Below are 22,487 nucleotides of genomic sequence, written 5' to 3'. Positions count from 1 at the left end.
TGAGGGGGTGGATCTCGTGATCATGGCGGACACGCATGTGCCGAAGCGGGCGCGGGACCTTCCGGCGGTGCTGTGGGCGGCCGTGGAGGCCGCGGACGTGGTGGTGCACGCCGGGGACTGGGTGGACGTCGCGCTGCTGGACGCGCTGGAGGAGCGGTCACGCCGGCTGGTCGGGGTGTACGGCAACAACGACGGCCCCGACCTGCGCGCCCGGCTGCCCGAGGTGGCCCGCGTCGAGCTGGACGGCCTGCGGGTCGCCGTGGTGCACGAGACCGGCCCGAAGACCCGCCGCGAGGAGCGCTGCGCCGCCGCGTACGGCGACTGCGACCTGCTCGTCTTCGGGCACTCGCACATCCCCTGGGACAGCGTCGCCCCGGGCGGTCTGCGCCTGCTCAACCCCGGCTCACCCACCGACCGGCGGGCGCAGCCGTACGCCACGTATCTGACGGCGCGGGTGGCGGCGGGGCGGCTCGACCGGGTCGAACTGCACCGCCTGCCCCCGCGCTGACCTCAGCGGCCCCGGCCGGTCTCAGCCTGGAGCTCGTCGATCCGCCGGGACGCCTCGGCCTTGGTCAGGCCCTCCGGCACCGGCTCGCCCGCCTCCTGGGCCAGGGTGTGCAGGTACGACTCCTGGGCGGCGGTGGGCGGCTCGTCGCCGGTGACCCAGTCGTCCGGGTCCTTGACGGCGGCGTCCGGGTTCACGTTCCTGCCGCTGGTGTTGTTGCGGTCGGCCATGTCGATCACCTCTCCTCGAACAGGTGTACCACTACCCCCGGCCCGGCGGGTTCATGCCGCCCGCCGCCTACGATCACCTGGTGACGGCGGACCGGACGGGCGTGGTGGTGGTCGGTGCGGGCATCGCCGGGGTGGCGTGCGCGACCGAGCTGGCGCGGGCCGGTGTGCCGGTACGGGTGCGCGAACGCGCCCGGGTCACCGGCGGGCGGATGGCCAGCAGACGCTTCGACGGCCGCCCGGCCGACCTGGGCGCCGCGTACTTCACAGTCGACGACCCGGACTTCGCCGCCGTGGTGGACCGGTGGCGGGCCGCCGGGCTGGCGCGGGAGTGGACCGACACGCTCGCCGCGTACGGGCCGGGCGGGCGCGAGCAGGTCACCGGCCCGATGCGCTGGGCCGCCCCGCGCGGGCTGCGCTCGCTCGTCGAGCACCTGGCCGGCGACCTGCCGGTGACGCACGACCGGCTGGTGATGACGGTCGAGCCCGGCCCCCGGGTGGACGGCACCGACGCCGAGGCGGTCGTGCTCGCCATGCCCGGCCCGCAGGCCGCGCTGCTGCTGGACCCGGCGCTGGCCGAGGCGACCCGGGCGGTGGCCGCGCAGCGGTGGTCGCCGGCGCTGAGCGGGGTGCTGCACTTCCCGGCCCGCCGCTGGGCGGACTTCCGGGGCGCGTTCGTCAACGACCACCCCGTGCTCGGCCTGGTCTGCGACGACGGCGACCGGCGCGGCGACGGCGCGCCGGTGCTGGTCGCGCACACCACGGCCGAGTTCGCGACCGGGCACCTGCTCCAGCCCACCGCCGCCCGGCCGGCGATCGAGCAGGCGGTCCGCGACCTGCTCGGACTGCCCGAGCCGGCCGTGGCGGCCCACGTGCACCGCTGGACGTACGCGACCCCCGCGGCGCACGCCGGGAGCGCCACGTTCCACCTGGACGACGACGGGATCGGCCTGGCCGGTGACGCGTTCGGCCGCCCGCGCGTACAGACCGCCTGGCGCTCCGGCCGGGACCTGGGACGCGCGCTCGCCGCCCGGCTGGCCTGAACGTCCCGGCTCAGCCGGTGGCGCCCACGGGTTGCGCCGCCGACCCGGCCCGCGTGTCCTCGCCGGTGCGTTCGCCCTCCCGGTCCAGCAACTGCATCACCGGTGTCGCGGCGATGCCGTGCGCCACCACCGACACCACCACCACGAGACCGACGGTGGCCCAGACCAGATCCGCCTGCGGGAAGTCGGTCTTGCTGGTGGCGTACGCCAGGTAGTAGAACGAGCCGACGCCGCGGATGCCGAACAACGAGATCACCCAGTGCTCGGCCGGCTTGCCCGGCGCCCCGCGCAGCGACAGCCACCCCGCCAGCGGCCGGATCACCAGCACCAGGGCCAGCCCGGCCAGCGCCGCCGGCCAGGTCAGCGGCGCGAGCAGCCCGCCGATCACGGCGCCGCCGAACAGCAGCAGCAACAGCACGGTGAGCAGCCGCTCCACCTGCTCGGCGAAGTCGTGCAGCACGGAGTGGAACTCGTGCGTACGCTCGGCGGCCCGGATCGCGCGGGCGGCCACGAACACGGCCAGGAAGCCGTACCCGCCGATCACCTCGACCAGCCCGTACGCGAGGAACGTCGCGGCCAGCGCGAGGAAGCCCTCGGAGTGCTTGGCCAGCCGCAGCTTGCTCGGGGCGCGGAAGAACAGCTTGCCGAGCAGCCAGCCGACGAGCAGCCCGCCGCCCACCCCGGCGGCGAGCTTGTAGAGCACGTCCACGGCGAACCACTCGCCCAGCCAGCCGGAGGGCGCGAGCCCGGTGGTGGCGATCGCGATGGCCGCGTACACGAACGGGAACGCCAGGCCGTCGTTCAGGCCCGCCTCCGAGGTGAGCGCGAAGCGCACCTCGTCCTCCGAGTCCTCCACATCGGTCGGTTCGCCCACCTGCACGTCGGAGGCGAGCACCGGGTCGGTGGGCGCGAGCGCCGCGCCGAGCAGCAGCGCGGCGGCCGGCACCAGCCCGGCCCACCACCAGCCGAGCAGCGCCACCGCGGCGATGCACAGCGGCATGGCGATCGCCAGCAGCCGCCAGGTCGACGACCAGCGGGCCCAGCTCAGCGGACGGTCGATCTTCAGGCCGGCACCCATCAGCGCGACGATCACCCCGACCTCGGTGAGGTGGGTGGTCAGCTCCGGCCAGCGCAGCGGGTCCGGTGTGGGCAGACCGGTGGGCAGCACGAACACGAGCATGCCGAGCCCGAGGAACGCGATCGGCATCGACAGCGGCCGTCTCTCCAGGACCCGGGGCAGCACCCCGGCCAGCAGCGCACCGACGCCCAGCAGAGCGAACGCGACATCGACCGGTTCCACGACACCACCCTTCGGTCGCCCGTCGGCCGGGCGGCGGAGTCCAGCAGTGCCCCGAAGCGGGCCCGGCTAAGCCTGCGCCCGCCGGCCGATCGGACGGCCGGTCAGCCGAGCGTCGCGATGGCGCTGTCCGGCAGGGCGTGCAGCAGCGCCGCCGGGTCGTCGTAGACCGCCACCGCGCCCGCGCCGGCCAGCTCCGCCCGGCCGGTCCCGCCGCAGGTCAGGCCGATGCAGGGGATGTCCAGCTTGCCGGCGGCGGCCACGTCCCAGACCGAGTCGCCGACGAACACCACCCGCTCCGCGGCCAGCCCCGACTGGTCCAGCGCGGCGACCAGGATGTCCGGCGCCGGCTTGCTCTCCTGCGCGTCGGCCGACGAGGTGACCGAGTCGATCACGTCGTCCACGTCCAGCGCGGCGCGCAGCGCGGTCACCTCGTGCTCGGCGGCCGAGGTCGCCAGCACCACCCGCAGTCCGCGCTCCGCGCAGGCGCGCAGCAGCTCCCGCGCACCGGGCAGCGGCGCCAGCCGCTCCCAGTACTCGGCGTAGAGCGCGTCGTGCGCGTCGCGCAGCCGGCCGTCGGCGTCCCGGTCCCGCTCCGCGCCCAGCAGGTGGTCGAGCAGCTTGTCCGAGCCCATGCCGATGGACCTGTGGATCCGCGCCATCGGCACCCGGTGGTCGGCCTGGCGCAGCGCCTCCCACCAGCTCACCGTGTGCAGGTACGTCGTGTCGACCAGGGTGCCGTCCACGTCGAAGAGGACACCGCGTCGCTTGTCGTCGGCCATGCCCGGCTTCTACCCGCCCGGGGCGTCGCCGACGCGCGGCTCACCCGCGGGAATGAGGATCTCGAACCAGACCGTCGAGCCGCGTACGGTCGGGTCGGTGCCCCAGGCGTCGCTCAGCTCCTCGATCAGGCCGAGCCCGCGGCCCCGGCTGCTGAGCGTGTCGGTCTGCGCCCGGGTGACCTGACCCCGGGTGCCCGAGTCGGCCACCGACACCAGCAGCCGCTCCGCGGACAGGTCGACCTCGACCCGGGCGGCGGTGCCGGCGTGCAGCAGCGCGTTCGTGGTCAGCTCGCTGGTGCACAGCACCGCCGCGCCGATCACCGCCTCGGGCACCTGCCACTCGCCGAGCTGCGCGGTCATCCAGTGCCGGACCCGGCTCGGCGCGGTCGGCTCGGCCGGCACCTCCATGCTCGCCGACCGGCTGGGGCGCACCGCGTACTCCACCGCGAGCACCGCCACGTCGTCCTCGGTGGCGCCCGGCACCGACGCGGTCGCCACCGCGCAGAGCGCGCGCGGATCGCCGCCGGCCGCCCCGGTCACCGCCGCGCCCAGCCCGGCCATCCCGGCGGTCAGGTCCTGCCAGCGCCGCTCCACCACGCCGTCGCTGTAGAGCAGCAGGGTGTCGCCGGGCCGGAACGGCACGGTGGCGGTACGCGCCCGCCCACCCAGGCCCAGCGGAGGAGCGGGCGGCACGTCCACGAACTCGGCAACCGCCGCGTCGGGCCCGGCGCGCCGGATCAGCGGCGCGGGATGACCGGCGCTGGCCAGCGTGATCCGCTCCCGGTCGGCCTCGACCACGCCGAAGACCACCGTCACGAACAGCTCCTGGGTGCCGCCCTCGACGCCGAGGCTGGCCACCAGCCGGTCCAGGCCGTCGAGCACCGCGTCCGGGCGGGGATCGACCAGGGCGAGCGCGCGCAGCGCGGCGCGTACCTGGCCCATCCGGGCGGCGGCCTGAACGTCGTGCCCGGCCACGTCGCCCAGCACCACGCCCAGCGCGCCGGTGGGCAGCAGGAACGCGTCGTAGAAGTCGCCGCCGGCCGCGTTGCCGTCCACGCCCGGGTCGTAGCGGGCGGCGATCCGCAGCCGGGGCAGGTCCGGCAGCCGCTCCGGCAGCATGCTGCGTTGCAGCATCTGGGCGGTGCCGTGCTGGGTCTCGAAGCGGCGGGCCCGCTCGGCGGCCTGGCCGACCAGCTCCGCGGACGCGGTCAGCAGCGCCCGTTCGGCGGGGGACCAGGGACGCGGCGTCCGGTAGCCCACCGTGAGCGAACCCCGCACCACTGTGGTGCGCAGCGGCAGCGCCGCCAGCGCGCTGATCTTCTCGTCGTGCCGGTCCGCCGCGACGCCGCGCAGCGGCTGCCCGTCGGCGATGAACGAGGCCACGCCGCTGCGCGCGGTCACCACCGCCGGCAGCGCCGACTCGGCGGACATCCGGCGCCATAGCGGAGGCAGCCGCTCGTCGGCCTCGTCGAGCAGCTCGCCGCGGATGCGGCGGACCAGCCGCCAGGCGCTGCCCTCGTCCACCGCGAAGGACACCCGGTCGGCGTCGAAGGAGTGCAGGCAGTAGCGCAGCGTCACCCGCGCGACGTCGTCGAGCGTGAGCGTGCCGGCCAGCGCCGCCGCGAAGTCGCTCAGGCTCTGCAACTGCTGGGTCAGCTGGGTGGTCTGCGCCGAGACGGTGAGCACGCCGACGATGCGGCCGGTGGAGTCGCGTACCGGGCAGTGGCCCCGGGTGAACACGGCCGGCTCGGCGGGGCCCTGCCGGTCGGCCGGCAGCACCGCCTCCCGCTGCAGGAACGGCTCGCCGTTCCGGTAGACCCGTTCCAGCGCCTCACCGGCGCCCGGGTCGCGCCACACCTCGGCGAACGCCTCGGCCGCCGGCCGGCCCAGCGCGTCCGGGTGCCGGTCGCCGATCAGCTCGGCGTAGCCGTCGTTGTAGAAGACCACCAGGTCGTCGCCGAGGAGCAGGGCCATCGGCACCGGGGAGGCGAGCACCACGTCGGTCACGGCGCGTACCGCGGGGTCCCAGGTGTGCGGGGCGCCCAGCGGCGTGCCGGCCCACGGGTGGGCGGCCCCGGCCGCCTGCCCGCCGACGACGGGATCGGTGGGCGCTCCCGGTGCGGGGGCGGACGGTGTGGGAACCCGACCGACGGTGCCTGGCATGACCGCAGCCTAACCGGAGCGTGGCCGGGGGGTTCCGATCATGCGTCCGTGGCGGGTGCGGGTGCCCGGTGGCGCGGACGTTCGGGCAGGTCAGGGCGGTTCGGTGGGGCATGTCGGGAAATTGCCCCGGTCCGGCCCGGCGTGCTGCCCAGGCCACCGGGTATGCGGGCGGCGCAGTTCACGCGACAGGAGGGACATCATGCCGAAAACCCTCGCGGTCGGGCAGGTCGACATCGGTGCGGCCTGGACCGACTTCTGGAGGTCGGTGCTGCTCTTCGTACCGCGGGCGATCGCGTTCATCGCGATTCTCGTCGTGGGTTGGCTCATCGCCCGAGCCGTCCTCAAAATCGTGGACGCGGCACTGGAACGGGTCGGATTCGACCGCGCCGTCGAGCGCGGCGGCATCAAACGGGCCCTGGAACGCACCAAGTACGACGCCAGCGACATCCTGGCCAAACTGGCCTACTACGCGGTCCTGCTGTTCACCCTGCAGTTCGCCTTCGGGGTGTGGGGACCGAACGCGATCAGCGACCTGATCCGCGGGGTGGTGTCCTGGCTGCCGCGGGCCTTCGTGGCGATCGTGATCGTGGTGATCGCGGCTGCCATCGCCAACGCCGTCCGGGACCTGGTCTCCGGCGCGCTGGGCGGGCTCTCGTACGGCCGCGTGCTGGCCGACGTGACGGCGATCTTCATCTTGGCGCTCGGCGTGATCGCTGCGCTGAACCAGGTGGGCATCGCCACCACGGTGACCACACCGGTGCTGGTGGCGTTCCTCGCCACCGTGGCCGGCATCCTGATCGTCGGTGTCGGTGGTGGTCTGGTCAAGCCGATGCAGGACCGCTGGGACGGGTGGCTGCACCGGGCCTCGGAGGAGTCCCGGGCGTTCCGGGAGCAGCGGCAGGCCCAGCAGGCCGGTCGTGGCGACTACGAACGGCAGCAGGCCGACCGGGGCGGGCAGCCGACGCCGGCCGGACCGCAGCCGATGTCGGGCGCGGGCACGTACCGCTCCGGCGAGGCAGGGGACCAGACGCAGCAGTTCCGTCGGCCGGGCGGCTGACGGCAACGGGTGACGGGGTGTCCGCGGGGCGATCGCGGGCGCCCCGTAGCCGTGTCCGGGTCAGGCCAGGTGACGCGGGTCCAGCCCGCGGGCCAGCAGGCAGACCGCGAGCAGGCGGGTGAGCACCCAGTCCGGCTCGGACCAGTCCACCGGCTCCGTGGGCGGCGTCCACCCGTGCTCCGACGCCGCGTCGCGCAGCCCTTCGGCGTACCCGGCGAGCGCCGCCACGGTCAGCGGGCGGCGGTCGCCGTCGAGGCTGTCGCGTACCCCCGCCGCGTGCTGGTCGACCTCGGCGAGCAGCCCGGGGTTGGCGTGGGCCGCGGCGAGGCCGGCGGTGCCGACGGCGGCGGTAAGCGTGGTGAGGGTCGACCGCGCGGCCACCGCCGCGGAGCGGGTCGCGACCCGGTTGTTCGGCACGCGCATGGTGTCCGAGGCTATCGCCGGTCACCGCGGGCCGACCTCGGCCGAGCGGCGGATGCCCGGGTCGTCCCGGGGGAGCGGCCGCCTCGTCCGCCGGGATTGAGTCGCCCGTGCGGGGGCAGAAGTCCGGTACGCAGACCACACGATCGGGGTCACGGAGGGACACGATGGGACAGCGGGCCGACGGACCGGACCGGGCACACCGGCGCCCGGACGGAGTGAGTGACGCCACGGTCGAGGCGCTGGGCAAGCTCAGCGAGGCCCTGGAGTGCGTCGAGCGGGCCCGCGGCCACCTGTACGAGCTGCACCAGCTCATCGGCCACGCCGACCTGATGCTCGACGACGCGGTGGCGATGTTCCGCTCCGCCGGCCATCCGGCGCTCGCCGAACGGATCGACACGGAACTGCTCGGCCGCAACGTCATCGCCGGGCGCTGGACGTTCCAGATCGTCGAGGACTTCGACGACGGCTACTACGCGCTCTTCCGGGAGCTGGACCGGCAGGCCCGCGACGAGCTGGTCGAGGGCCGGCGGCACCTCTACGAGGCGGAGATGAAGGAGCGGCGCCGCAGCCGGGGGATGCCGGGGCACGAGGCGCGCCCCGGCACACGCTGACTCAGTCGGAGGAGCGTGCTTCGGCCGGGCGGCGGCGGGCGCCGTCGTCGGCGATGATCACGGTCGCGACCATCAGCGCCACCACCAGGCTGAACAGCCAGGAGCTGTCCTCGGTGAACCGGGCGGAGACGGGAGCCTGGATCGCGGCGAGCAGGAAGCCCAGCCAGGCGAGCTTGCGCTGACGGTTGGAGAGGAAACCGGAGCCCTGTTGCATCCCGAAAGTCTTGCGCGCATCGGGGGGAGTGCCGTCAGCCGTTCGGCCGATTCTAGATGGGCTGTCCGTTTTCCCGGCCGTCCGTACCGCACTTTTTGTCGTTTCGGCCGAGCATGAATCCGGCGGCCGCGGGCATCGGCACTGATGCCCGCAGCCGGCGGAGTCACATGCTGTCCGGGCCGGTCCGGCCGATCGTCGACGGCCGGTAGGCCCGGTCCGCGTCGGTCATCTCACGGCGCTCGGCCTCGGCGCCCGCGCCCCGGTCCACCGCCTCCGGGCCGTGGCCGAACGCGGCCTCCTCGCCGGCGTCGTTCGCGGTGACGTCGTCGCCCTGGCCGTCCGTGGCCGACCGGGCGACGGCCTGGTCCAGCTCGTGCAGGGGAGTACGGTCCTCGTCGCGCCACTGGCGGTCGTTGTCGGTCATTCCCCTGCGGTACCCGGACCGGATGATCGCAAACGGCCGGGCACGGCGATGGCCGCCGGCATCGCCGGCGGCCATCGAAACTCGGGTACGGGGGATGGATCAGGGGGTCGGCCGGTCGACCGCGCCGCGCCAGGCGCCGGTCTCCTGACCGCGCCGCTCGATGAACTGCTTGAACCGCTCCAGGTCGCCCTTGGCGCGCCGGTCGACCACGCCCAGCTTGTCGCCGGCCTGCTCGACCACGCCGTGCGGCTCGAATTCCATCTGGAGCGTGACCCGGGTGTGCCCCTCGTCGAGGCGGTGGAACGTCACCACGCCCGCCTGCTGGGTGCCGCCGGTGGAGCGCCAGGCCACCCGCTCGTCGGGCAGCTGCTCGGTGATCTCGGCGTCGAACTCGCGCTTCACGCCCGCGATCTCGACGGTCCAGTGGGTCATCGTGTCCGAGAGCTGCCGGACCTCCTGCACACCCTCCATGAAGTGCGGGAACTCCTCGAACTGGGTCCACTGGTCGTACGCGGTCCGGATCGGGACGTCCACGTCCACGTGCTCGGTAACGCCGCTCATGTCGGGGTTCCTCCTGTTCCGCTGGGTGTCTACGTACGGGCCGTGGGCCGGCCCGCTCACCAGCGCGTCGTCTCGTTCCTGTGCCCGAGTGCGGCCCACACCTCGGAGATGGTCTGGTAACGGGTGCCCTCGGGCAGGGTCTCCAGGGCGGCGACGATGTCCGCCGGCGCCTCGTTCTCCCGCGCGTTGGCCAGCAGCGTCTCCCGGTCACCGGGCAGGGCGGTCATGGTGATGAACCGTCCCAGTCGGCTGCGCGCCTCGACGTCCTCGGAGCTCATGCCCTGCGGCGCGCCGCTGCGCAACTCCCCGGCCGGCGCGGTGGTGGCCTCCGGCTGGTCCTCGCCGGCCGGCTCGGGGATCCGGAACTCCTCGGCCCGCGAGCCGCCGGTGCCCGGTCCCTGGACGAGACCGCTGACCTCGCTGCTCATCTGGTCGTCGACCCTGGGCGAGTGCTTGCTGCTGCCACGTTCCATGCCTTGGGAGATGCCCCGGGGGGCCGCCGGTAAACCGGCGCCGGCCGGGGGAGCCGGTCATCCGGGCGGCAACCGGTCGGCCGTCTTCTCCCCGTCCGCCTTCGCTGCCTTGTCCTCGTCGGCCGGGGCGCGCGGCGGCAGCACCGGGTCGTCCGGTTCCTCGACCCCGGCCTGCATCGCCCGCCCGCGTTGCAGCTCGGCGTTCACCTGCACGCCGAGCATCAGCGCGCAGTTGGACAGGTAGAGCCACACCAGGAAGGCGATGACCGCGCCGAGACTGCCGTACGTCACGTCGTACGAGCCGAAGTTCGCCACGTACAGGCCGAAGCCGAAGGAGGCGAGCACCCAGACCACGAGCGCCAGCGCGCCGCCCGGGGTGAGCCAGCGGAACCGCGGCTGGCGCACGTTCGGGGCGATCCAGAACAGCAGCGACAGCAGCGTCATGGCGACCACCGCGAGCAGCGGCCACTTCGCCACCGACCACGTCGTACGGGCCACCGCGCCGGCGTTCACCAGGTCACCCACCGCGTCGGTGACCGGGCCGCTGACGATCAGCCCGGTGGCGACCACTGCCAGCAGCACCAGCGTCACCGCGGCCATGCCGATCTGCAACGGGCGCAGCCGGTAGAACGGGCGGCCCTCCCGTACCCCGTAGATCGCGTTGGAGGCGCGGGTGAACGCGCCGATGAACCCGGACGCCGACCAGAGCGCGCCGAGCAGACCGAAGCTGAGCAGCACCTTCGCCGAGCCCTGCTGCTCGACCACGTTGCGGACCACGCCCACGAACGCGTCGTTGCCGACCACCGAGCCGGCGCCGATCTCCCGGGCCAGGTCGATCACGGTGTCGACGGTGCGCGGGCCGTCGGAGACCAGGCCGACCAGCGCGACCACCACGATCGTGGACGGGAACAGCGCCAGCACGCCGTAGTAGGTGAGCGCCGCGGCCCAGTCGGCGCAGTTGTCCGTGACGAAACCCTTGCCGCTGCGCACCAGCACACCGCGCCAGGTGCGCCAGTTGAGCTGGCGGATCCGCCGCGGGAGACGCGACCGCGTCCGGCCGCCGACCGTCTGTGGTGTCGTCACGGTCATGTCCGCCTCCTCCAGGCCCCGCCACCGGGCGTGGGCGGGCGGTACCCCCGGGGGGAAATCGACAAACCGGGTGCCGGTTTGCCCGCCGGGCGGGAGGGAACCACACCAGACACCCGATCGAGACTCCAGGAGGACGAGATGCCCGGGCGCGAGGTACTGCCCAGCACGCTGCGGCGCTCCCCGGCGAAGGCGCAGCGGACCTGGGAGAAGACGCACGACTCGGCGGTCGAGACGTACGGCGAGGGGGAGCGGGCGCACCGCACCGCCTTCGCCGCGGTCAAGCACGAGTTCGAGAAGGTGGGCGACCACTGGGAGCCCAAGGGCCGCAAGGGGCCCAGCGACAAGCAGGCCGAGGGCGGCGGCCCGGCCCGGCGCGCGCCGACGGCCGGCGGGGTGGACGCCAACGCCACCAAGGACCACCTCATGGAGGTGGCGAAGAAGCTGGACGTGCGCGGCCGGTCCCGGATGACCAAGCCGGAACTGGTCAAGGCGATCGAGAAGGCCAACAACAACGCGACCCGCAAGGCCCGCGGGGGTCGTTGACCCCTGGGGTACGCGCCGAGCCCGGGACCGATGCGGTCCCGGGCTCGTGTCGTCCGGTCTCAGTCGTACGGTCTCACCAGTGGCCGCCGCCCGGCGCCTCCAGGTGCACCGCCTTCACTGTGCTGAACTCGTCCAGCAGTTCCGGGCCGTACCCGAAGCCCTGCCCGCTGCCCCGGCGCGGCTGGGCCGCGCCGCCGGGCGCCCCGCCGAACACGGAGTTGATCTTCACGGTGCCGACCGGCAGCTCCCGCCAGGCGCGCTGGGCGTGGCTCATCGAACCGGTCAGCACGGTGGCGGCCAGGCCGTACGGGGAGTCGGCCGCACAGCGCAACCCCTCGCTGAACGAGTCGACCACCACCACCGGGGCGACCGGCCCGAACGTCTCCTCGCGGACCAGCGCCATGTCGTGGCGGCAGCCCTCGATGACGGTGGCCGGGTAGAACGCGCCGGGCCCGTCCGGCAGCACACCGCCGGTGCGTACCCGGGCGCCGTCGGCGAGCGCGGCGGTGACCTGCCCGTGTACGTGGTCCCGGTGCCGCCGGTCGACCAGCGGCGCGAGCTGCGTGCCCGGGTCACGGCCGGAGCCCACGGTGAGCGCCTCGGCGCGCGCCACGAGCGCGTCCAGGAAACCCTCGGCGACGTCGCGGTGCACGTAGATCCGCTCCACCGCCACGCAGATCTGACCGGCGTTGGCGAAGCAGCCGAGCGCCGCCTGTTCGGCCGCCCAGACCGGGTCGACGTCCGCGTCCACCACGAGCGGGTCGCTGCCGCCGTTCTCCAGCAGCACCTTCGCCCCGGTGCGCGCGCCCGCGGCGGCGATCGCCCGGCCGGTGGCGGTGGAACCGACGTGGGCGATCACGTCCAGCTCCTGCCCGGCCAGCGCGGCGCCCACCTCGCCGCCGCCGGTGAGCAGCGACAGCACACCGGCCGGCAACGCCGAGTCCAGCGCGCGGGCCAGCAGCCAGCCGGTGGCAGGGGTCCGCTCGCTCGGCTTGTAGACCACCACGTTGCCGGTGACCAGGGCCGCGCCGAGCAGTCCGCAGGACACCGCCACCGGGTCGTTCCACGGGGTGATCGCGGCGACCACGCCACGCGGCTCGGGGGCCATGAAGTCCAGGGCGTCGTGCGCGCCGTGCAGCGTCCGGCCGCCCCGCAGCGGGGCCAGTTCGGCGTACTGTCGCAGCGTGCCGATGGCCGCATCCACCCCGCCCCGCGCGTCGTCGAGCGGCTTGCCCATCTCCGCCGTGGTCGCCTCGGCCAGCTCGCCGGCCGCCGCCTCGACCGCGTCGGCCGCCCGGTGCAGCGCCGCGGCCCGTTCCGCGGGTGCGGTCGCCGCCCACTCCGCCGCCGCGCCCCGGGCCGCCTCCACCGCCTTGGCCACCTCGTCGGCGGTGGCGACCGGCGCCCGCGTCACCGGCGACCCGTCCGCCGGATCGTGGACGACCAGCTCGCCGCCCTCGCCGCCGGCGCCCCACACTCCACCAATGAGCTGCGCAACCGTGTACATGCGGCCATGCTTGCCCCGGCCTGGGCGGGGCAAACGCGTTTCGCCCGGTGAGCGGCCGGGTAGGCGGATCCGATGACCTCCACCGCAGACGCCGTCGTCATCGGGGCCGGGCACAACGGGCTGGTGGCCGCGAACCTGCTCGTGGACGCCGGCTGGGACGTCGAGGTCCTGGAGGCCACCGAGGCGCCCGGCGGGGCCGTCCGCTCCGCGTACGTGACCGCGCCCGGTTACCTCAGCGACCTCTACAGCTCCTTCTACCCGCTCGGCTACGCCTCCCCGGTGCTCGACGGGCTGGACCTGGAACGGCACGGCCTGTCCTGGACGCACGCGCCGGACGTGCTGGCACACCTGCTGCCCGACGGCCGCGCCGCGGTGGTCAACCGCGACCTGGACGTCACCGCCGCCTCGCTGGAGGCGTTCGCCCCCGGTGACGGGGAGCGCTGGCGGCACGCGTACGCGGACTGGTGCCAGGTCGCCCAGCCGATGCTGCAGACCATCACCACCCCGTTCCCGCCGGTGCGCGGCGGGCTGGGCCTGCTGCGGCAGCTCCGGGTCGGCGGCGCGCTCCGGCTCGGCCGCCGCCTCGTGCTCCCGGTCCGCAAGCTCGGCGCCGAGCTGTTCGAGGGCGAGGGCGGCACCGTGCTGCTGGCCGGGTGCGCCCTGCACACCGACCTGTCCCCGGAGGAGGCCGGCTCCGGCGTCTACGGCTGGCTGCTCGCCATGCTCGGCCAGCAGGTCGGCTGGCCGGTGCCGGTCGGCGGCGCCCAGCGGATCACCGACGCGCTCGTGACCCGTCTGGTCGAGCGGGGCGGGCGGATCACGTACGGCGCCCGGGTCGAGCGGGTGCTCACCGCCCGGGGCCGGGCGATGGGCGTCCGCACCGCTGGTGGCACCGACTGGCGGGCCCGGCGCGCGGTGCTCGCCGACGTGCCGGCGCCGGCGCTCTTCCTCGACCTGGTCGGCGCGGCGGCGCTGCCGCCCCGGATGGTCGAGGACCTGGCGCACTTCAAGTGGGACGGCTCGACGCTCAAGGTCGACTGGGCGCTGTCCGCGCCGGTGCCGTGGAAGAACCGCGGCCTGGCCGGCGCCGGCACCGTGCACCTGGGCGCAGACCTCGACGGCCTCACCACGTACGCGGCCGAGCTGGCCCGCGGTGAGCTGCCGCGGGATCCGTTCCTGCTGGTGGGGCAGATGTCGGTGGCCGACCCGAGCCACTCACCGCCCGGCACCGAGTCGCTCTGGTCCTACACCCACCTGCCGTTCCGCCGGAACTGGCGGGCCGAGGAAGTGGTGGGGCACGTGGAGCGGATGGAGGAGGTGCTGGAGGCGGCGGCGCCGGGTTTCCGGGCGTCGATCGTCGGGCGGCACGTGGCCGGCCCGGCCGACCTGGAGGCCGCCGAGCCGAGCCTGGTCGGTGGAGCGCTGGGCGGCGGCACCGCCGCCGCGTACCAGCAGTTGTTCCTGCGGCCGATCCCCGGCCTGGGCCGGGCCGACACCCCGGTGGACCGGCTCTACCTGGCCAGCGCCTCCGCGCATCCCGGCGGCGGCGTCCACGGCGCGCCGGGGGCGAACGCGGCGCGCGCCGCGCTGGCCCGCGACCGGGCCGTCACCGGCGCGGTGTACGCCCGGACGATCGCCGCCGCCCACCGCACCGTCTACCGCTGACCCGACCGCGTCTCCACCCGGATGCAGCCGTAGATCTTGGTACGAAAGTGCCCCTATGGGGGCCGTTTCCTACCAAGATCTACGGGCTGCCCGCGACGGCTGACGGCCGTCCAGGATGCGTCACGCTGCGTGTTCGGGGCTGCAGCGACGGTAGGACTGCAACGCCGCCTTTGCTCTGCAGCCGCATACGCATCGGTCACGCACCGTGCCCGCGCCGGGAGTCGGGCGGAACGGTGCCGTGAGGTTCGCCCCTGCTCAGGGCCGTGCTGCGCCGATGGCTGCAGAGCAAAGGGGCCGACGGGGGAAGTGACGGGACGACCGCGCCCTCACGCGCGGTGACGATGACGCGGCGTGAGGGCGCGGTGGAGCTGCGGGAGCGTTCAGGTGTCGAGGTTGCGGTGCCGGCTGCGCAGCTTGAACGGCATCAGCGCGCTCTCGATCTTCGTGGCGGTGGTCATCTTCGAGTCGCCGTCGCGGCGCTCCTCGAAGCGGATCGGCACCTCGAGGATCGTGTGACCCAGCTTGGTGGCGAGGTAGTGCATCTCCACCTGGAAGCTGTAGCCGTTGGACTGCACCCGGTCCAGCCCGATCGCGCGCAGCGCGTCGGACCGCCAGATCTTGAAGCCGGCGGTCAGGTCGCGGATGCGTACCCGCAGCAGCGTGTGCACGTACAGGTTCGCCCAGCCGCTGAGCGCGCGCCGGTACAGCGGCCAGTTCTCGTCCAGCTCGCCGCCGGGCACGTAACGCGAACCGATGACCACCGAAGCCTGGGTGGACAGCAGCGCGCCGAGCATGCCGGGCAGCGCCTCCGGCGGGTGCGACAGGTCGGCGTCCATCTGCGCGACGAAGTCCGCGCCGTCGTCGAGCGCCCGGCCGATGCCGTCCACGTACGCCCGGCCGAGACCCTCCTTGCCCGGGCGGTGCAGCACCGTCACCCGGTCCGGGTGCTCGATGGCCAGCTTGTCGGCGACCTCGCCGGTACCGTCCGGGGAGTTGTCGTCGGCGACCAGCACCTTCAGCCCCGGCAGCGGCAGCGCGAGGAGGCGCTCGACCAGCACCGGGAGGTTGCCCGCCTCGTTGTAGGTCGGAACGACGACGGTCAGGCGCGCATCCCCCCACGGGGAGGGTAACTGCACGGGTTCGATCATCACGGACATCCTCGGTCAGCCGACAGGTTCACCTGAGAGGGTAGCCAGTCCCTCGCGCGGCAGCCGCACAGACGCCCCGCCACCGATCGATCACCGCTCCGGCTTCTGCCGTGTCGCGATGTCGGACAGCCGAGCCAGCGTCTCCCGGTTGCGCAGGTGCAGCACCAGGTCGTTGAGTTTGGTCCGGACCCATCGCAGTGGCCCGGCGGCGAAGTCCTCGCCGATCGTCACCCGGGTCCGGCCGTCCTGCAGCGGCTCCAGGGCGAACGCCACGATCGCCTCCCCGGCCGGCCACAGCCCGGCGCGCAGCACGAGCCGGTGCGGCGCCTGGCACTCCAGCACCGTCGACTTGTCCTGCAGCGAGAACGGCCAGGGCCCGGCCCGATGGTGCAGGTTGCTGCCGACGCGCGGCCACGTGTCGTCCACGTCCCGCACGTGCGCGGTGCCCACCACCCAGTCGCTGTACGTCCACCCGTCCGCGAGCACCTCGAAGACCTGCTCCGGGGGCGCGTCGATCACCTTCTCCACAACCGCCATCATCGAGCGGTACCCCGGCGCGGGCCGTCGCTAACGGCGATCCGGGTTAGCTTCTCCGGGGCGGCGGGTATCGCCGGACACGGGCCGGTCGTGGCAGGCATGCACCCGGCTGTGCGGCACCGGCGGGGCGGCCAGGCGCCGACGTTGACGTTTACTCCTCGGGGCGTCGGGAACCCGCCGCCCGTGCGACGGGACCAGGAGCGGGATCAGTGCAGGTCAGCCCGGGTTGACCCGGGTTCTGACCGGTTCCCGTCCGGCCTGTACGACGCGGTGCTGCTGGACCGCGACGGCACGCTGGTGGAGGACGTGCCGTACAACGGCGACCCGGAGAAGGTACGGCCGGTGCCCGGCGCCCGGGAGGCGCTGGACCGGTTGCGCGCGGCCGGGTTGCGGCTGGCCGTGGTGACGAACCAGTCCGGCCTGGCCCGGGGCTGCTTCACGGCGCACGACCTGCGCCTGGTCAACGCCCGGGTGGAGGAGCTGCTCGGGCCCTTCGACCACTGGGCGATCTGCCCGCACGCGGAGGCCGACGGGTGCGCCTGCCGCAAGCCCGCGCCCGGCCTCGTACACGAAGCCGCCGCCGCGCTCGGGACCACGCCGACCCGGTGCGTGCTGATCGGGGACATCGGCGCGGACACGGCAGCCGCCGCCGCTGCGGGCGCCGCCGCGATCATGGTGCCCACGCCGGCCACCCGGGCCGCCGAGGTGGCTGCCGCGCCCACAGTCGCCGCCGACCTGCCGGACGCGGTGGGCATCGTGCTGGCCCGGATGCGCCTGACGGCGGCGCCGCGGCCCGCGCACCGGTCGCGCCGGGGAACCGTGCTGGTGGTGCGCAGCGACGCGGCGGGCGACGTGCTGGTGACCGGTCCGGGTATCCGGGCGGTCGCGGCCGGCGCGGAGCGCGTGGTGCTGCTGTGCGGGCCGCGCGGCCGGGCCGCCGCCGAGCTGCTGCCGGGCGTCGACGAGATCATCGAGGCGCCGTTGCCGTGGATCGACGCGCCCGCCCCGCCCCTCGACCCCGACGCGGTGCGCGCGCTGACCGACCGGCTGGCGGCGGTACGCGCCGACGAGGCGGTCGTGTTCACCTCCTTCCACCAGTCCGCCCTGCCCCTGGCCCTGCTGCTACGCCTGGCCGGCGTACCCCGGATCAGCGCCATCAGCGACGACTACCCCGGCAGCCTGCTCGACGTCCGCCACCGCGTCCCGGCCGGCGTACCCGAACCCGAACGCGCCCTGTCCCTCGCCGCCGCCGCCGGCTTCGCGCTGCCCGACCACGACGAACCGGCGCTGCGCATCCGCACCGACCGGCTTCCGCCGCCCGCGGCCGACGCCGGGGCGCCCGGCTACGTGGTCCTGCACCCCGGATCCTCGGTGGAGACCCGCGCCTGCCCGGAGGAGCTGGCCACCCGCGTGGTCCGGGTGCTCGGCGCCGCCGGTCACCGGGTCGTGGTCACCGGCGGGCCGGACGAGCGGGACCTGACCGCACGCGTCGCCGCGGCGGGCGGCGTCGACCTGGGCGGGCGGACCGGGCTGGACGACCTGGCCGCGGTGATCGCCGGGGCCGGCGCGCTGGTGGTCGGCAACACCGGCCCGGCGCACCTGGCCGCCGCGCTCGGCGTGCCGGTGGTGAGCCTGTTCGCACCCACTGTGCCGTTCGGACAGTGGGGACCGTACCGGGTGCCGACGGTCCGTCTCGGTGACGCGGGCGCCGCGTGCCGGGACACCCGCGCCACGGTCTGCCCGGTCCCCGGGCACCCGTGCCTGTCGGCGGTCGAGCCGGGACGGGTGCTGGAGGCGTTGCGGCTGCTGCGCGTACCGGCGCCGGTGGCGGGCGGGGTGGCCGGATGAACATCCTGCTGTGGCACGTGCACGGCTCCTGGACGACGTCCTTCGTGCACGGCAAGCACCGCTACCTGGTGCCGGTCACCCCGGATCGCGGCCCGTACGGCCTCGGCCGGGCGCGCACCTACCCGTGGCCGGACAGCGCCGTGGAGGTCACTCCCGAGGAGCTGCGCGACACCGACGTGGATTTGGTGATCCTGCAGCGCCCGGAGGAGATCGACCTGGCCGCGGAGTGGCTCGGCCGCCGGCCGGGCCGCGACGTGCCGGCGATCTACGTCGAGCACAACACGCCCAAGGGCGACGTGCCCAACACCCGGCACCCGATGGCCGACCGCGACGACCTGCTGCTCACCCACGTCACCGCGTTCAACGAACTGTTCTGGGACAACGGCGGCACCAGGACCACAGTGGTCGACCACGGCGTCGTACCGCCCGCCGTCGAGTGGACCGGCGAACTCGACCGCCTCGCCGTGGTGATCAACGAGCCGGTACGCCGCTGGCGGGTCACCGGCACCGACCTGCTCGCCCGGTTCGCCGCGCTGGCGCCGCTGGACGTCTACGGGATGAAGGTGGACGGGCTCGCCGCCCACCTCGGCCTCCCGGAGGACCGGCTGACCAGCCACGACGACGTACCCCAGCACGCCATGCACGCCGAACTCGCCAAACGGCGCGCGTACCTGCACCTGTGCCGCTGGACCTCACTCGGCCTCAGCCTCATCGAGGCCATGACCATGGGCATGCCCGTGGTGGCACTGGCCACCACCGAGGCGGTGGAGGCGGTGCCGCCGGCCGCGGGCGCGCTGTCCACCCGCGTCGACACGCTCGTCGACGCCGCCCGTGGCCTGCTGGACGACAGGGAGTCCGCCCGCCGGGCGGGCGCCGTGGCCCGGGCCGCCGCCCGGGACCGCTACGGCCTGGAGCGATTCCTCGCCGACTGGGACCGGCTGCTGGAGGAGGAAGTATGCGCATCGCGATGATCTCGGAGCATGCCAGCCCGCTCGCCGTCCTCGGCGGGGAGGACGCCGGTGGCCAGAACACGCATGTCGCGGAGCTCTCCGCCGCGCTCGCAGCCGCCGGTCACGACGTGCGCGTCTACACCCGCCTCGACGCGGTGGACCTGCCGGTGAGCGTCCGCACCCCGGACGGGTACGAGGTGGTGCACGTACCGGCCGGGCCGGCCGAACCGGTGGCCAAGGACGACCTGCTGCCGTACATGCCGGCGTTCGGGCAGTGGCTGGCCGACCGGTGGCGCACCGGCGACTGGCAGCCCGAGGTGGTGCACGCGCACTTCTGGATGAGCGGGCTGGCGGGTCTCGCCGCGGCCCGCCGCGCCGGCGTGCCGGTGGTGCAGACGTACCACGCGCTCGGCACCGTGAAGCGCCGCCACCAGGGCGTGCAGGACACCAGCCCACCGGGCCGGGTCGAGCACGAGCGGAAGCTGGGCCGCTCGGTGGACCGGGTGGTCGCCCAGTGCCAGGACGAGGTCGCCGAACTGGTCCGGATGGGCGTGCCCCGGTCCCGGATGACAGTCGTGCCGTCGGGGGTGAACCTGACGACGTTCTCCCCGCTCGGCCCGGTCGCCGACCGCGACGGCGGCCGGGCCCGCATCCTCACCGTCGGCCGGCTGGTCGAGCGCAAGGGCTTCCAGGACGTCATCCGGGCCGTCGCCGAGGTGCCGGACGCCGAGTGCGTGGTGGTCGGCGGGCCGCCGGCCGGGCTGCTGGAGACCGACCCGTACGCGTTGCGCCTGCGCGCGCTGGCCCACTCCCTCGGCGTCGCCGACCGGGTGCGGCTGGTCGGCGCGGTCCCCCGGGAGGAGATGGGTCGCTGGTACCGGTCGGCCGACGTGCTCGTCGCCGCCCCCTGGTACGAGCCGTTCGGGCTCACCCCGCTGGAGGCGATGGCCTGCGGCGTACCGGTGGTCGCGACGGCGGTCGGCGGGCTGATCGACACGGTGGTGGCCGGACGCACAGGTGACCTGGTGCCGCCCCGGGAGCCGGCGGCCCTCGGCGCGGCGATCCGGGGCCTGCTCGGCGACCGGATCCGCCGCTTCGCCTACGCCACCTCCGCACTGGAGCGGGCCCGCACCCGCTACTCCTGGGCCACCACTGCCGACCGCCTCACCGAGCTGTACGGCGAGGTGGCCACCGTGCGCCGCCCGACCCGGGTGGTCGCCTGATGACGGCCGGGACGCCGGCCGCCGGCGCGACGGTGCTGGAGGACCACCTGAGCCTGCTGGCCGCCGCGCTGCTGCCGCTGCGGGAGGCGGAACGGATGCTGGCCCGCTGGGGTGCGGAACTCGCGCAGCGGCTGGCCGCCGGTGGCCGGCTGCTGGTGGCGGGCAACGGCGGCAGCGCCGCCGAGGCCCAGCACCTCACCGCCGAACTCGTCGGCAAACTCCGCCACGACCGCCAACCACTGTCCGCCATCGCACTGCACGCCGAAACCAGCGCCCTCACCGCCATCGCCAACGACTACGGATACGACGAAACCTTCGCCCGGCAGGTACGCGCCCACGGCCGACCCCACGACATCCTCCTACTCCTGTCCACCAGCGGCACCAGCACCAACCTCCTCACCGCCGCCCACGCCGCCCACCAGACCGGACTACGCTGCTGGGCCTTCACCGGACCCGCACCCAACCCCCTCGCCGACCTCTGCCACGAGCACCTGGCGATCGACTCGCCGGACGGGCAGGTGGTGCAGGAACTGCATCTGGTGGCCTCGCACGTGCTCTGCGAGTACGTCGAACTCGCGCTGCCCGCAGCGCTCGCCGCCCGGCCGGCGGCCGGGCCGGTTCGCGCCGGTGTCGAGGTCGTCCTCACCGAGCCGGACCTCACCGAGCCGGACCCGACGGCGCCGGCCGGCCGGGGAGGCCCGGCATGAGGGGACCGGTGGTGGTGCTCGGTGACACGCTGCTGGACCGCGACGTCGAAGGTCTGGTGAACCGGCTCTGCCCGGACTCCCCGGTGCCGGTGCTGGACGAGACCGTATCCGTCGACCGGCCCGGCGGCGCCGGGCTGGCCGCCGTCTTCGCCGCCGCGCAGGGCGCCGAGGTCGCGCTGGTCACCGCCGTCGCCGACGACGCGGGCGGGGCGCGGCTGGGCACGCTGCTCGCCGCCGCCGGGGTCCGGTTGTACGCGCTGCCGCTGGCCGGCGCCACCCCGGAGAAGATCCGGCTGCGGGTGCGCGGCCGGGTGCTGCTGCGCCACGACCGGGGCGGGACCGCCGGCGCGCCGGGTCAGCCGAGCGACGCCGTGCTGCGGCTGCTCGCCGACGCGTCCGCCGTGCTGGTCAGCGACTACGGCCGGGGCGTGGCGGGGCATCCGGCGCTGCGCGCCGCGCTGGCCGCCACCCGGGCGCCGGTGGTCTGGGATCCGCATCCGCGCGGGCCGGCCGCCGTACCCGGGGTGCACCTGGCCACCCCGAACGAGCCGGAGGCCCGCGAGCTGGCCAAGACGCCCCCGGGCGGGTCCCGCCTGGCCGTCGCGTCCCGCAGCGCGCACGCGTTGCGCCGCCGCTGGCAGGCGCGCGCGGTGGCGGTGACGCTCGGCGGGGATGGCGCGCTGCTCAGCCACTCCGGGTCCACGCCCCTGGTGGTGCCGGCGCCGCCCGCCGAGGGGGACACCTGCGGGGCCGGTGACCGGTTCGCGTCCACCGCGACGCTGGCGCTGGCCCGGGGCGCGCTGGTGTCCGAGGCGGTGCAGGAGGCGGTCGCCGAGGCGTCGGCGTACGTGGCCGGCGGCGGCGTCGCAGCCGCGCTGCCCGCGCCGGTGCGCGCGGTGGCCCCGGCGGTGGTCACCGGCGGCGGGGACCGGATCGGCGCCGGGGCGGCCGGCGAGGTGGTGGCCCGGGTACGCGCGGCCGGCGGCACGGTGGTGGCCACCGGCGGCTGCTTCGACCTGCTGCACGCCGGGCACGTCGCGACTCTCCAGGCGGCCCGGCAACTCGGGGACTGCCTGGTGGTCTGCCTCAACTCCGACGCCAGCGTGGCCGGGCTGAAGGGTCCGGAGCGTCCGGTCGTGCCGCAGGGCGACCGGGGACGGCTGCTCGCCGCGCTCGGCTGCGTCGACGCGGTGCTGATCTTCGACGAGCCGACCCCGGAGGCGGCGCTGTCCTGGCTGCGCCCGGACATCTGGGTCAAGGGCGGCGACTACGCCAGCGGCGGCGGCCCGGAGACGCTGCCCGAGACGGAGATCCTGGCCCGCTGGGGCGGTCACACGGTGGTCGTGCCGTACCTCGACGGGCGCTCGACCACCGACATGATCGCGGCGGCGCGGGCCGGGCGGGGCAGCGGCGGCTGGCCGGCCGTGCCGGTCGACCCGGCCGAGACCGCCGCGCAGGTCCGGTCCACGGCGAAGGGAGCACGATGAACG

General features: G+C 74.9%; 24 protein-coding genes. 11 read left to right on the top strand and 13 right to left on the bottom strand.

Annotated features, from left to right (window positions below):
* The first annotated feature begins 7 nt into the window (after window positions 1–7).
* Window positions 8–508: a metallophosphoesterase gene (locus EAD96_RS20300; RefSeq protein ID WP_121685429.1), complete on the top strand. Its 501-nt coding sequence runs from the start codon at window positions 8–10 to the stop codon at window positions 506–508.
* A 2-nt stretch (window positions 509–510) separates the two neighbouring features.
* Here the strand turns inward: EAD96_RS20300 and EAD96_RS20295 are convergent, their stop codons facing one another.
* Window positions 511–735: a DUF3072 domain-containing protein gene (locus EAD96_RS20295; RefSeq protein WP_120573858.1), complete on the bottom strand. Its 225-nt coding sequence runs from the start codon at window positions 733–735 to the stop codon at window positions 511–513.
* 101 nt (window positions 736–836) lie between these two features.
* Here EAD96_RS20295 and EAD96_RS20290 point away from each other — a divergent pair, with 101 nt between their 5' ends.
* Complete coding sequence (locus EAD96_RS20290) at window positions 837–1,775, top strand: NAD(P)/FAD-dependent oxidoreductase (protein WP_199733243.1); 939 nt, start codon at window positions 837–839, stop codon at window positions 1,773–1,775.
* 10 nt (window positions 1,776–1,785) lie between these two features.
* On the opposite strand, the gene EAD96_RS20285 is transcribed toward EAD96_RS20290, so the two are convergent.
* The 3 genes from EAD96_RS20285 to EAD96_RS20275 all read right to left on the bottom strand — a co-directional run bounded on the left by EAD96_RS20285 (window position 1,786) and on the right by EAD96_RS20275 (window position 6,017).
* A complete protein-coding gene (locus EAD96_RS20285) occupies window positions 1,786–3,075 on the bottom strand; it encodes a sodium:proton antiporter (protein WP_120570616.1) in 1,290 nt (429 codons plus the stop codon).
* A gap of 101 nt (window positions 3,076–3,176) precedes the next feature.
* On the bottom strand, window positions 3,177–3,854 hold the full coding sequence (locus EAD96_RS20280) for an HAD family hydrolase (protein ID WP_120570615.1): 678 nt from the start codon (window positions 3,852–3,854) through the stop codon (window positions 3,177–3,179).
* Window positions 3,855–3,863: 9 nt separating this feature from the next.
* Entirely contained in the window at window positions 3,864–6,017 is a 2,154-nt protein-coding gene (locus EAD96_RS20275) for a SpoIIE family protein phosphatase (RefSeq protein WP_121685427.1), read from the bottom strand.
* A gap of 199 nt (window positions 6,018–6,216) precedes the next feature.
* On the opposite strand from EAD96_RS20275, the gene EAD96_RS20270 reads away from it, so the two are divergent.
* Window positions 6,217–7,074, top strand: coding sequence for a hypothetical protein (locus tag EAD96_RS20270; RefSeq protein ID WP_120570613.1), 858 nt, complete (start codon window positions 6,217–6,219; stop codon window positions 7,072–7,074).
* A gap of 60 nt (window positions 7,075–7,134) precedes the next feature.
* Here EAD96_RS20270 and EAD96_RS20265 read toward each other — a convergent pair whose 3' ends face one another.
* Window positions 7,135–7,497, bottom strand: coding sequence for a DUF6401 family natural product biosynthesis protein (locus EAD96_RS20265; RefSeq protein WP_121685426.1), 363 nt, complete (start codon window positions 7,495–7,497; stop codon window positions 7,135–7,137).
* Window positions 7,498–7,661: 164 nt separating this feature from the next.
* On the opposite strand from EAD96_RS20265, the gene EAD96_RS20260 reads away from it, so the two are divergent.
* Window positions 7,662–8,108, top strand: coding sequence for a hypothetical protein (locus tag EAD96_RS20260; protein WP_121685425.1), 447 nt, complete (start codon window positions 7,662–7,664; stop codon window positions 8,106–8,108).
* Between the two features lies 1 nt (window position 8,109).
* Here EAD96_RS20260 and EAD96_RS20255 read toward each other — a convergent pair whose 3' ends face one another.
* From EAD96_RS20255 to EAD96_RS20235, 5 genes are all read right to left on the bottom strand, one after another.
* A complete protein-coding gene (locus EAD96_RS20255; RefSeq protein WP_018784964.1) occupies window positions 8,110–8,322 on the bottom strand; it encodes a hypothetical protein in 213 nt (70 codons plus the stop codon).
* 163 nt (window positions 8,323–8,485) lie between these two features.
* Entirely contained in the window at window positions 8,486–8,746 is a 261-nt protein-coding gene (locus EAD96_RS20250) for a hypothetical protein (RefSeq protein ID WP_162959122.1), read from the bottom strand.
* Between the two features lie 99 nt (window positions 8,747–8,845).
* A complete protein-coding gene (locus tag EAD96_RS20245) occupies window positions 8,846–9,307 on the bottom strand; it encodes an SRPBCC family protein (RefSeq protein WP_120570609.1) in 462 nt (153 codons plus the stop codon).
* A gap of 56 nt (window positions 9,308–9,363) precedes the next feature.
* Window positions 9,364–9,780, bottom strand: coding sequence for a DUF2795 domain-containing protein (locus EAD96_RS20240; RefSeq protein WP_120570608.1), 417 nt, complete (start codon window positions 9,778–9,780; stop codon window positions 9,364–9,366).
* A 57-nt stretch (window positions 9,781–9,837) separates the two neighbouring features.
* Window positions 9,838–10,869, bottom strand: coding sequence for a YihY/virulence factor BrkB family protein (locus EAD96_RS20235; protein ID WP_121685423.1), 1,032 nt, complete (start codon window positions 10,867–10,869; stop codon window positions 9,838–9,840).
* A gap of 138 nt (window positions 10,870–11,007) precedes the next feature.
* On the opposite strand from EAD96_RS20235, the gene EAD96_RS20230 reads away from it, so the two are divergent.
* Complete coding sequence (locus EAD96_RS20230) at window positions 11,008–11,412, top strand: ChaB family protein (RefSeq protein WP_030499864.1); 405 nt, start codon at window positions 11,008–11,010, stop codon at window positions 11,410–11,412.
* Between the two features lie 73 nt (window positions 11,413–11,485).
* On the opposite strand, the gene EAD96_RS20225 is transcribed toward EAD96_RS20230, so the two are convergent.
* Window positions 11,486–12,919 carry an aldehyde dehydrogenase gene (locus EAD96_RS20225; protein ID WP_121685422.1) on the bottom strand — a complete coding sequence of 478 codons (1,434 nt, stop codon included), beginning with the start codon at window positions 12,917–12,919 and terminating at the stop codon, window positions 11,486–11,488.
* Window positions 12,920–12,991: 72 nt separating this feature from the next.
* Between EAD96_RS20225 and EAD96_RS20220 the strand changes: the two genes are divergently transcribed.
* Window positions 12,992–14,584, top strand: a complete 1,593-nt coding sequence (locus EAD96_RS20220; protein ID WP_121685421.1) for an NAD(P)/FAD-dependent oxidoreductase — start codon at window positions 12,992–12,994, stop codon at window positions 14,582–14,584.
* Window positions 14,585–14,964: 380 nt separating this feature from the next.
* On the opposite strand, the gene EAD96_RS20215 is transcribed toward EAD96_RS20220, so the two are convergent.
* Window positions 14,965–15,732, bottom strand: coding sequence for a polyprenol monophosphomannose synthase (locus tag EAD96_RS20215; RefSeq protein WP_121685420.1), 768 nt, complete (start codon window positions 15,730–15,732; stop codon window positions 14,965–14,967).
* A gap of 90 nt (window positions 15,733–15,822) precedes the next feature.
* Window positions 15,823–16,269, bottom strand: coding sequence for an SRPBCC family protein (locus EAD96_RS20210; protein WP_120573857.1), 447 nt, complete (start codon window positions 16,267–16,269; stop codon window positions 15,823–15,825).
* A gap of 270 nt (window positions 16,270–16,539) precedes the next feature.
* Here EAD96_RS20210 and EAD96_RS20205 point away from each other — a divergent pair, with 270 nt between their 5' ends.
* The 5 genes from EAD96_RS20205 to EAD96_RS20185 are packed head-to-tail and all read left to right on the top strand — an operon-like array spanning window position 16,540 to window position 22,484.
* Window positions 16,540–18,117 carry an HAD-IIIA family hydrolase gene (locus EAD96_RS20205; protein WP_233586093.1) on the top strand — a complete coding sequence of 526 codons (1,578 nt, stop codon included), beginning with the start codon at window positions 16,540–16,542 and terminating at the stop codon, window positions 18,115–18,117.
* Entirely contained in the window at window positions 18,114–19,088 is a 975-nt protein-coding gene (locus EAD96_RS20200) for a glycosyltransferase (RefSeq protein WP_121685418.1), read from the top strand. The genes EAD96_RS20205 and EAD96_RS20200 overlap by 4 nt, the downstream gene beginning before the upstream one ends.
* Window positions 19,073–20,290, top strand: coding sequence for a glycosyltransferase (locus tag EAD96_RS20195; protein ID WP_121685417.1), 1,218 nt, complete (start codon window positions 19,073–19,075; stop codon window positions 20,288–20,290). The genes EAD96_RS20200 and EAD96_RS20195 overlap by 16 nt, the downstream gene beginning before the upstream one ends.
* Complete coding sequence (locus EAD96_RS20190; RefSeq protein WP_121685416.1) at window positions 20,290–20,997, top strand: SIS domain-containing protein; 708 nt, start codon at window positions 20,290–20,292, stop codon at window positions 20,995–20,997. Before EAD96_RS20195 ends, EAD96_RS20190 begins: the two co-directional genes overlap by 1 nt.
* The gene (locus EAD96_RS20185) at window positions 20,994–22,484 is read left to right on the top strand and encodes a PfkB family carbohydrate kinase (RefSeq protein WP_121685415.1); all 1,491 of its coding nucleotides are present in this window, start codon (window positions 20,994–20,996) and stop codon (window positions 22,482–22,484) included. The genes EAD96_RS20190 and EAD96_RS20185 overlap by 4 nt, the downstream gene beginning before the upstream one ends.
* Window positions 22,485–22,487 lie beyond the last annotated feature (3 nt).

This window comes from Micromonospora sp. BL1, from assembly GCF_003667485.1.
GTDB lineage: Bacteria > Actinomycetota > Actinomycetes > Mycobacteriales > Micromonosporaceae > Micromonospora > Micromonospora tulbaghiae.
The sequence above is the reverse complement of the archived record's forward strand: the minus strand, read 5'-3'. Positions and strand labels throughout refer to the sequence as shown.

What these genes read in the sequence shown, in the direction of transcription:
- EAD96_RS20220 (WP_121685421.1), top strand. Translation starts at nt 12,992, where the DNA reads ATGACCTCCACCGCAGACGCCGTCGTCATCGGGGCCGGGCACAACGGG.
- EAD96_RS20260 (WP_121685425.1), top strand. Translation starts at nt 7,662, where the DNA reads ATGGGACAGCGGGCCGACGGACCGGACCGGGCACACCGGCGCCCGGAC.
- EAD96_RS20235 (WP_121685423.1), bottom strand. Translation starts at nt 10,869, where the DNA reads ATGACCGTGACGACACCACAGACGGTCGGCGGCCGGACGCGGTCGCGT.
- EAD96_RS20200 (WP_121685418.1), top strand. Translation starts at nt 18,114, where the DNA reads ATGAACATCCTGCTGTGGCACGTGCACGGCTCCTGGACGACGTCCTTC.
- EAD96_RS20215 (WP_121685420.1), bottom strand. Translation starts at nt 15,732, where the DNA reads ATGATCGAACCCGTGCAGTTACCCTCCCCGTGGGGGGATGCGCGCCTG.
- EAD96_RS20255 (WP_018784964.1), bottom strand. Translation starts at nt 8,322, where the DNA reads ATGCAACAGGGCTCCGGTTTCCTCTCCAACCGTCAGCGCAAGCTCGCC.
- EAD96_RS20275 (WP_121685427.1), bottom strand. Translation starts at nt 6,017, where the DNA reads ATGCCAGGCACCGTCGGTCGGGTTCCCACACCGTCCGCCCCCGCACCG.
- EAD96_RS20195 (WP_121685417.1), top strand. Translation starts at nt 19,073, where the DNA reads ATGCGCATCGCGATGATCTCGGAGCATGCCAGCCCGCTCGCCGTCCTC.
- EAD96_RS20295 (WP_120573858.1), bottom strand. Translation starts at nt 735, where the DNA reads ATGGCCGACCGCAACAACACCAGCGGCAGGAACGTGAACCCGGACGCC.
- EAD96_RS20250 (WP_162959122.1), bottom strand. Translation starts at nt 8,746, where the DNA reads ATGACCGACAACGACCGCCAGTGGCGCGACGAGGACCGTACTCCCCTG.
- EAD96_RS20225 (WP_121685422.1), bottom strand. Translation starts at nt 12,919, where the DNA reads ATGTACACGGTTGCGCAGCTCATTGGTGGAGTGTGGGGCGCCGGCGGC.
- EAD96_RS20210 (WP_120573857.1), bottom strand. Translation starts at nt 16,269, where the DNA reads ATGGCGGTTGTGGAGAAGGTGATCGACGCGCCCCCGGAGCAGGTCTTC.
- EAD96_RS20245 (WP_120570609.1), bottom strand. Translation starts at nt 9,307, where the DNA reads ATGAGCGGCGTTACCGAGCACGTGGACGTGGACGTCCCGATCCGGACC.
- EAD96_RS20265 (WP_121685426.1), bottom strand. Translation starts at nt 7,497, where the DNA reads ATGCGCGTGCCGAACAACCGGGTCGCGACCCGCTCCGCGGCGGTGGCC.
- EAD96_RS20270 (WP_120570613.1), top strand. Translation starts at nt 6,217, where the DNA reads ATGCCGAAAACCCTCGCGGTCGGGCAGGTCGACATCGGTGCGGCCTGG.
- EAD96_RS20230 (WP_030499864.1), top strand. Translation starts at nt 11,008, where the DNA reads ATGCCCGGGCGCGAGGTACTGCCCAGCACGCTGCGGCGCTCCCCGGCG.
- EAD96_RS20240 (WP_120570608.1), bottom strand. Translation starts at nt 9,780, where the DNA reads ATGGAACGTGGCAGCAGCAAGCACTCGCCCAGGGTCGACGACCAGATG.
- EAD96_RS20190 (WP_121685416.1), top strand. Translation starts at nt 20,290, where the DNA reads ATGACGGCCGGGACGCCGGCCGCCGGCGCGACGGTGCTGGAGGACCAC.
- EAD96_RS20280 (WP_120570615.1), bottom strand. Translation starts at nt 3,854, where the DNA reads ATGGCCGACGACAAGCGACGCGGTGTCCTCTTCGACGTGGACGGCACC.
- EAD96_RS20185 (WP_121685415.1), top strand. Translation starts at nt 20,994, where the DNA reads ATGAGGGGACCGGTGGTGGTGCTCGGTGACACGCTGCTGGACCGCGAC.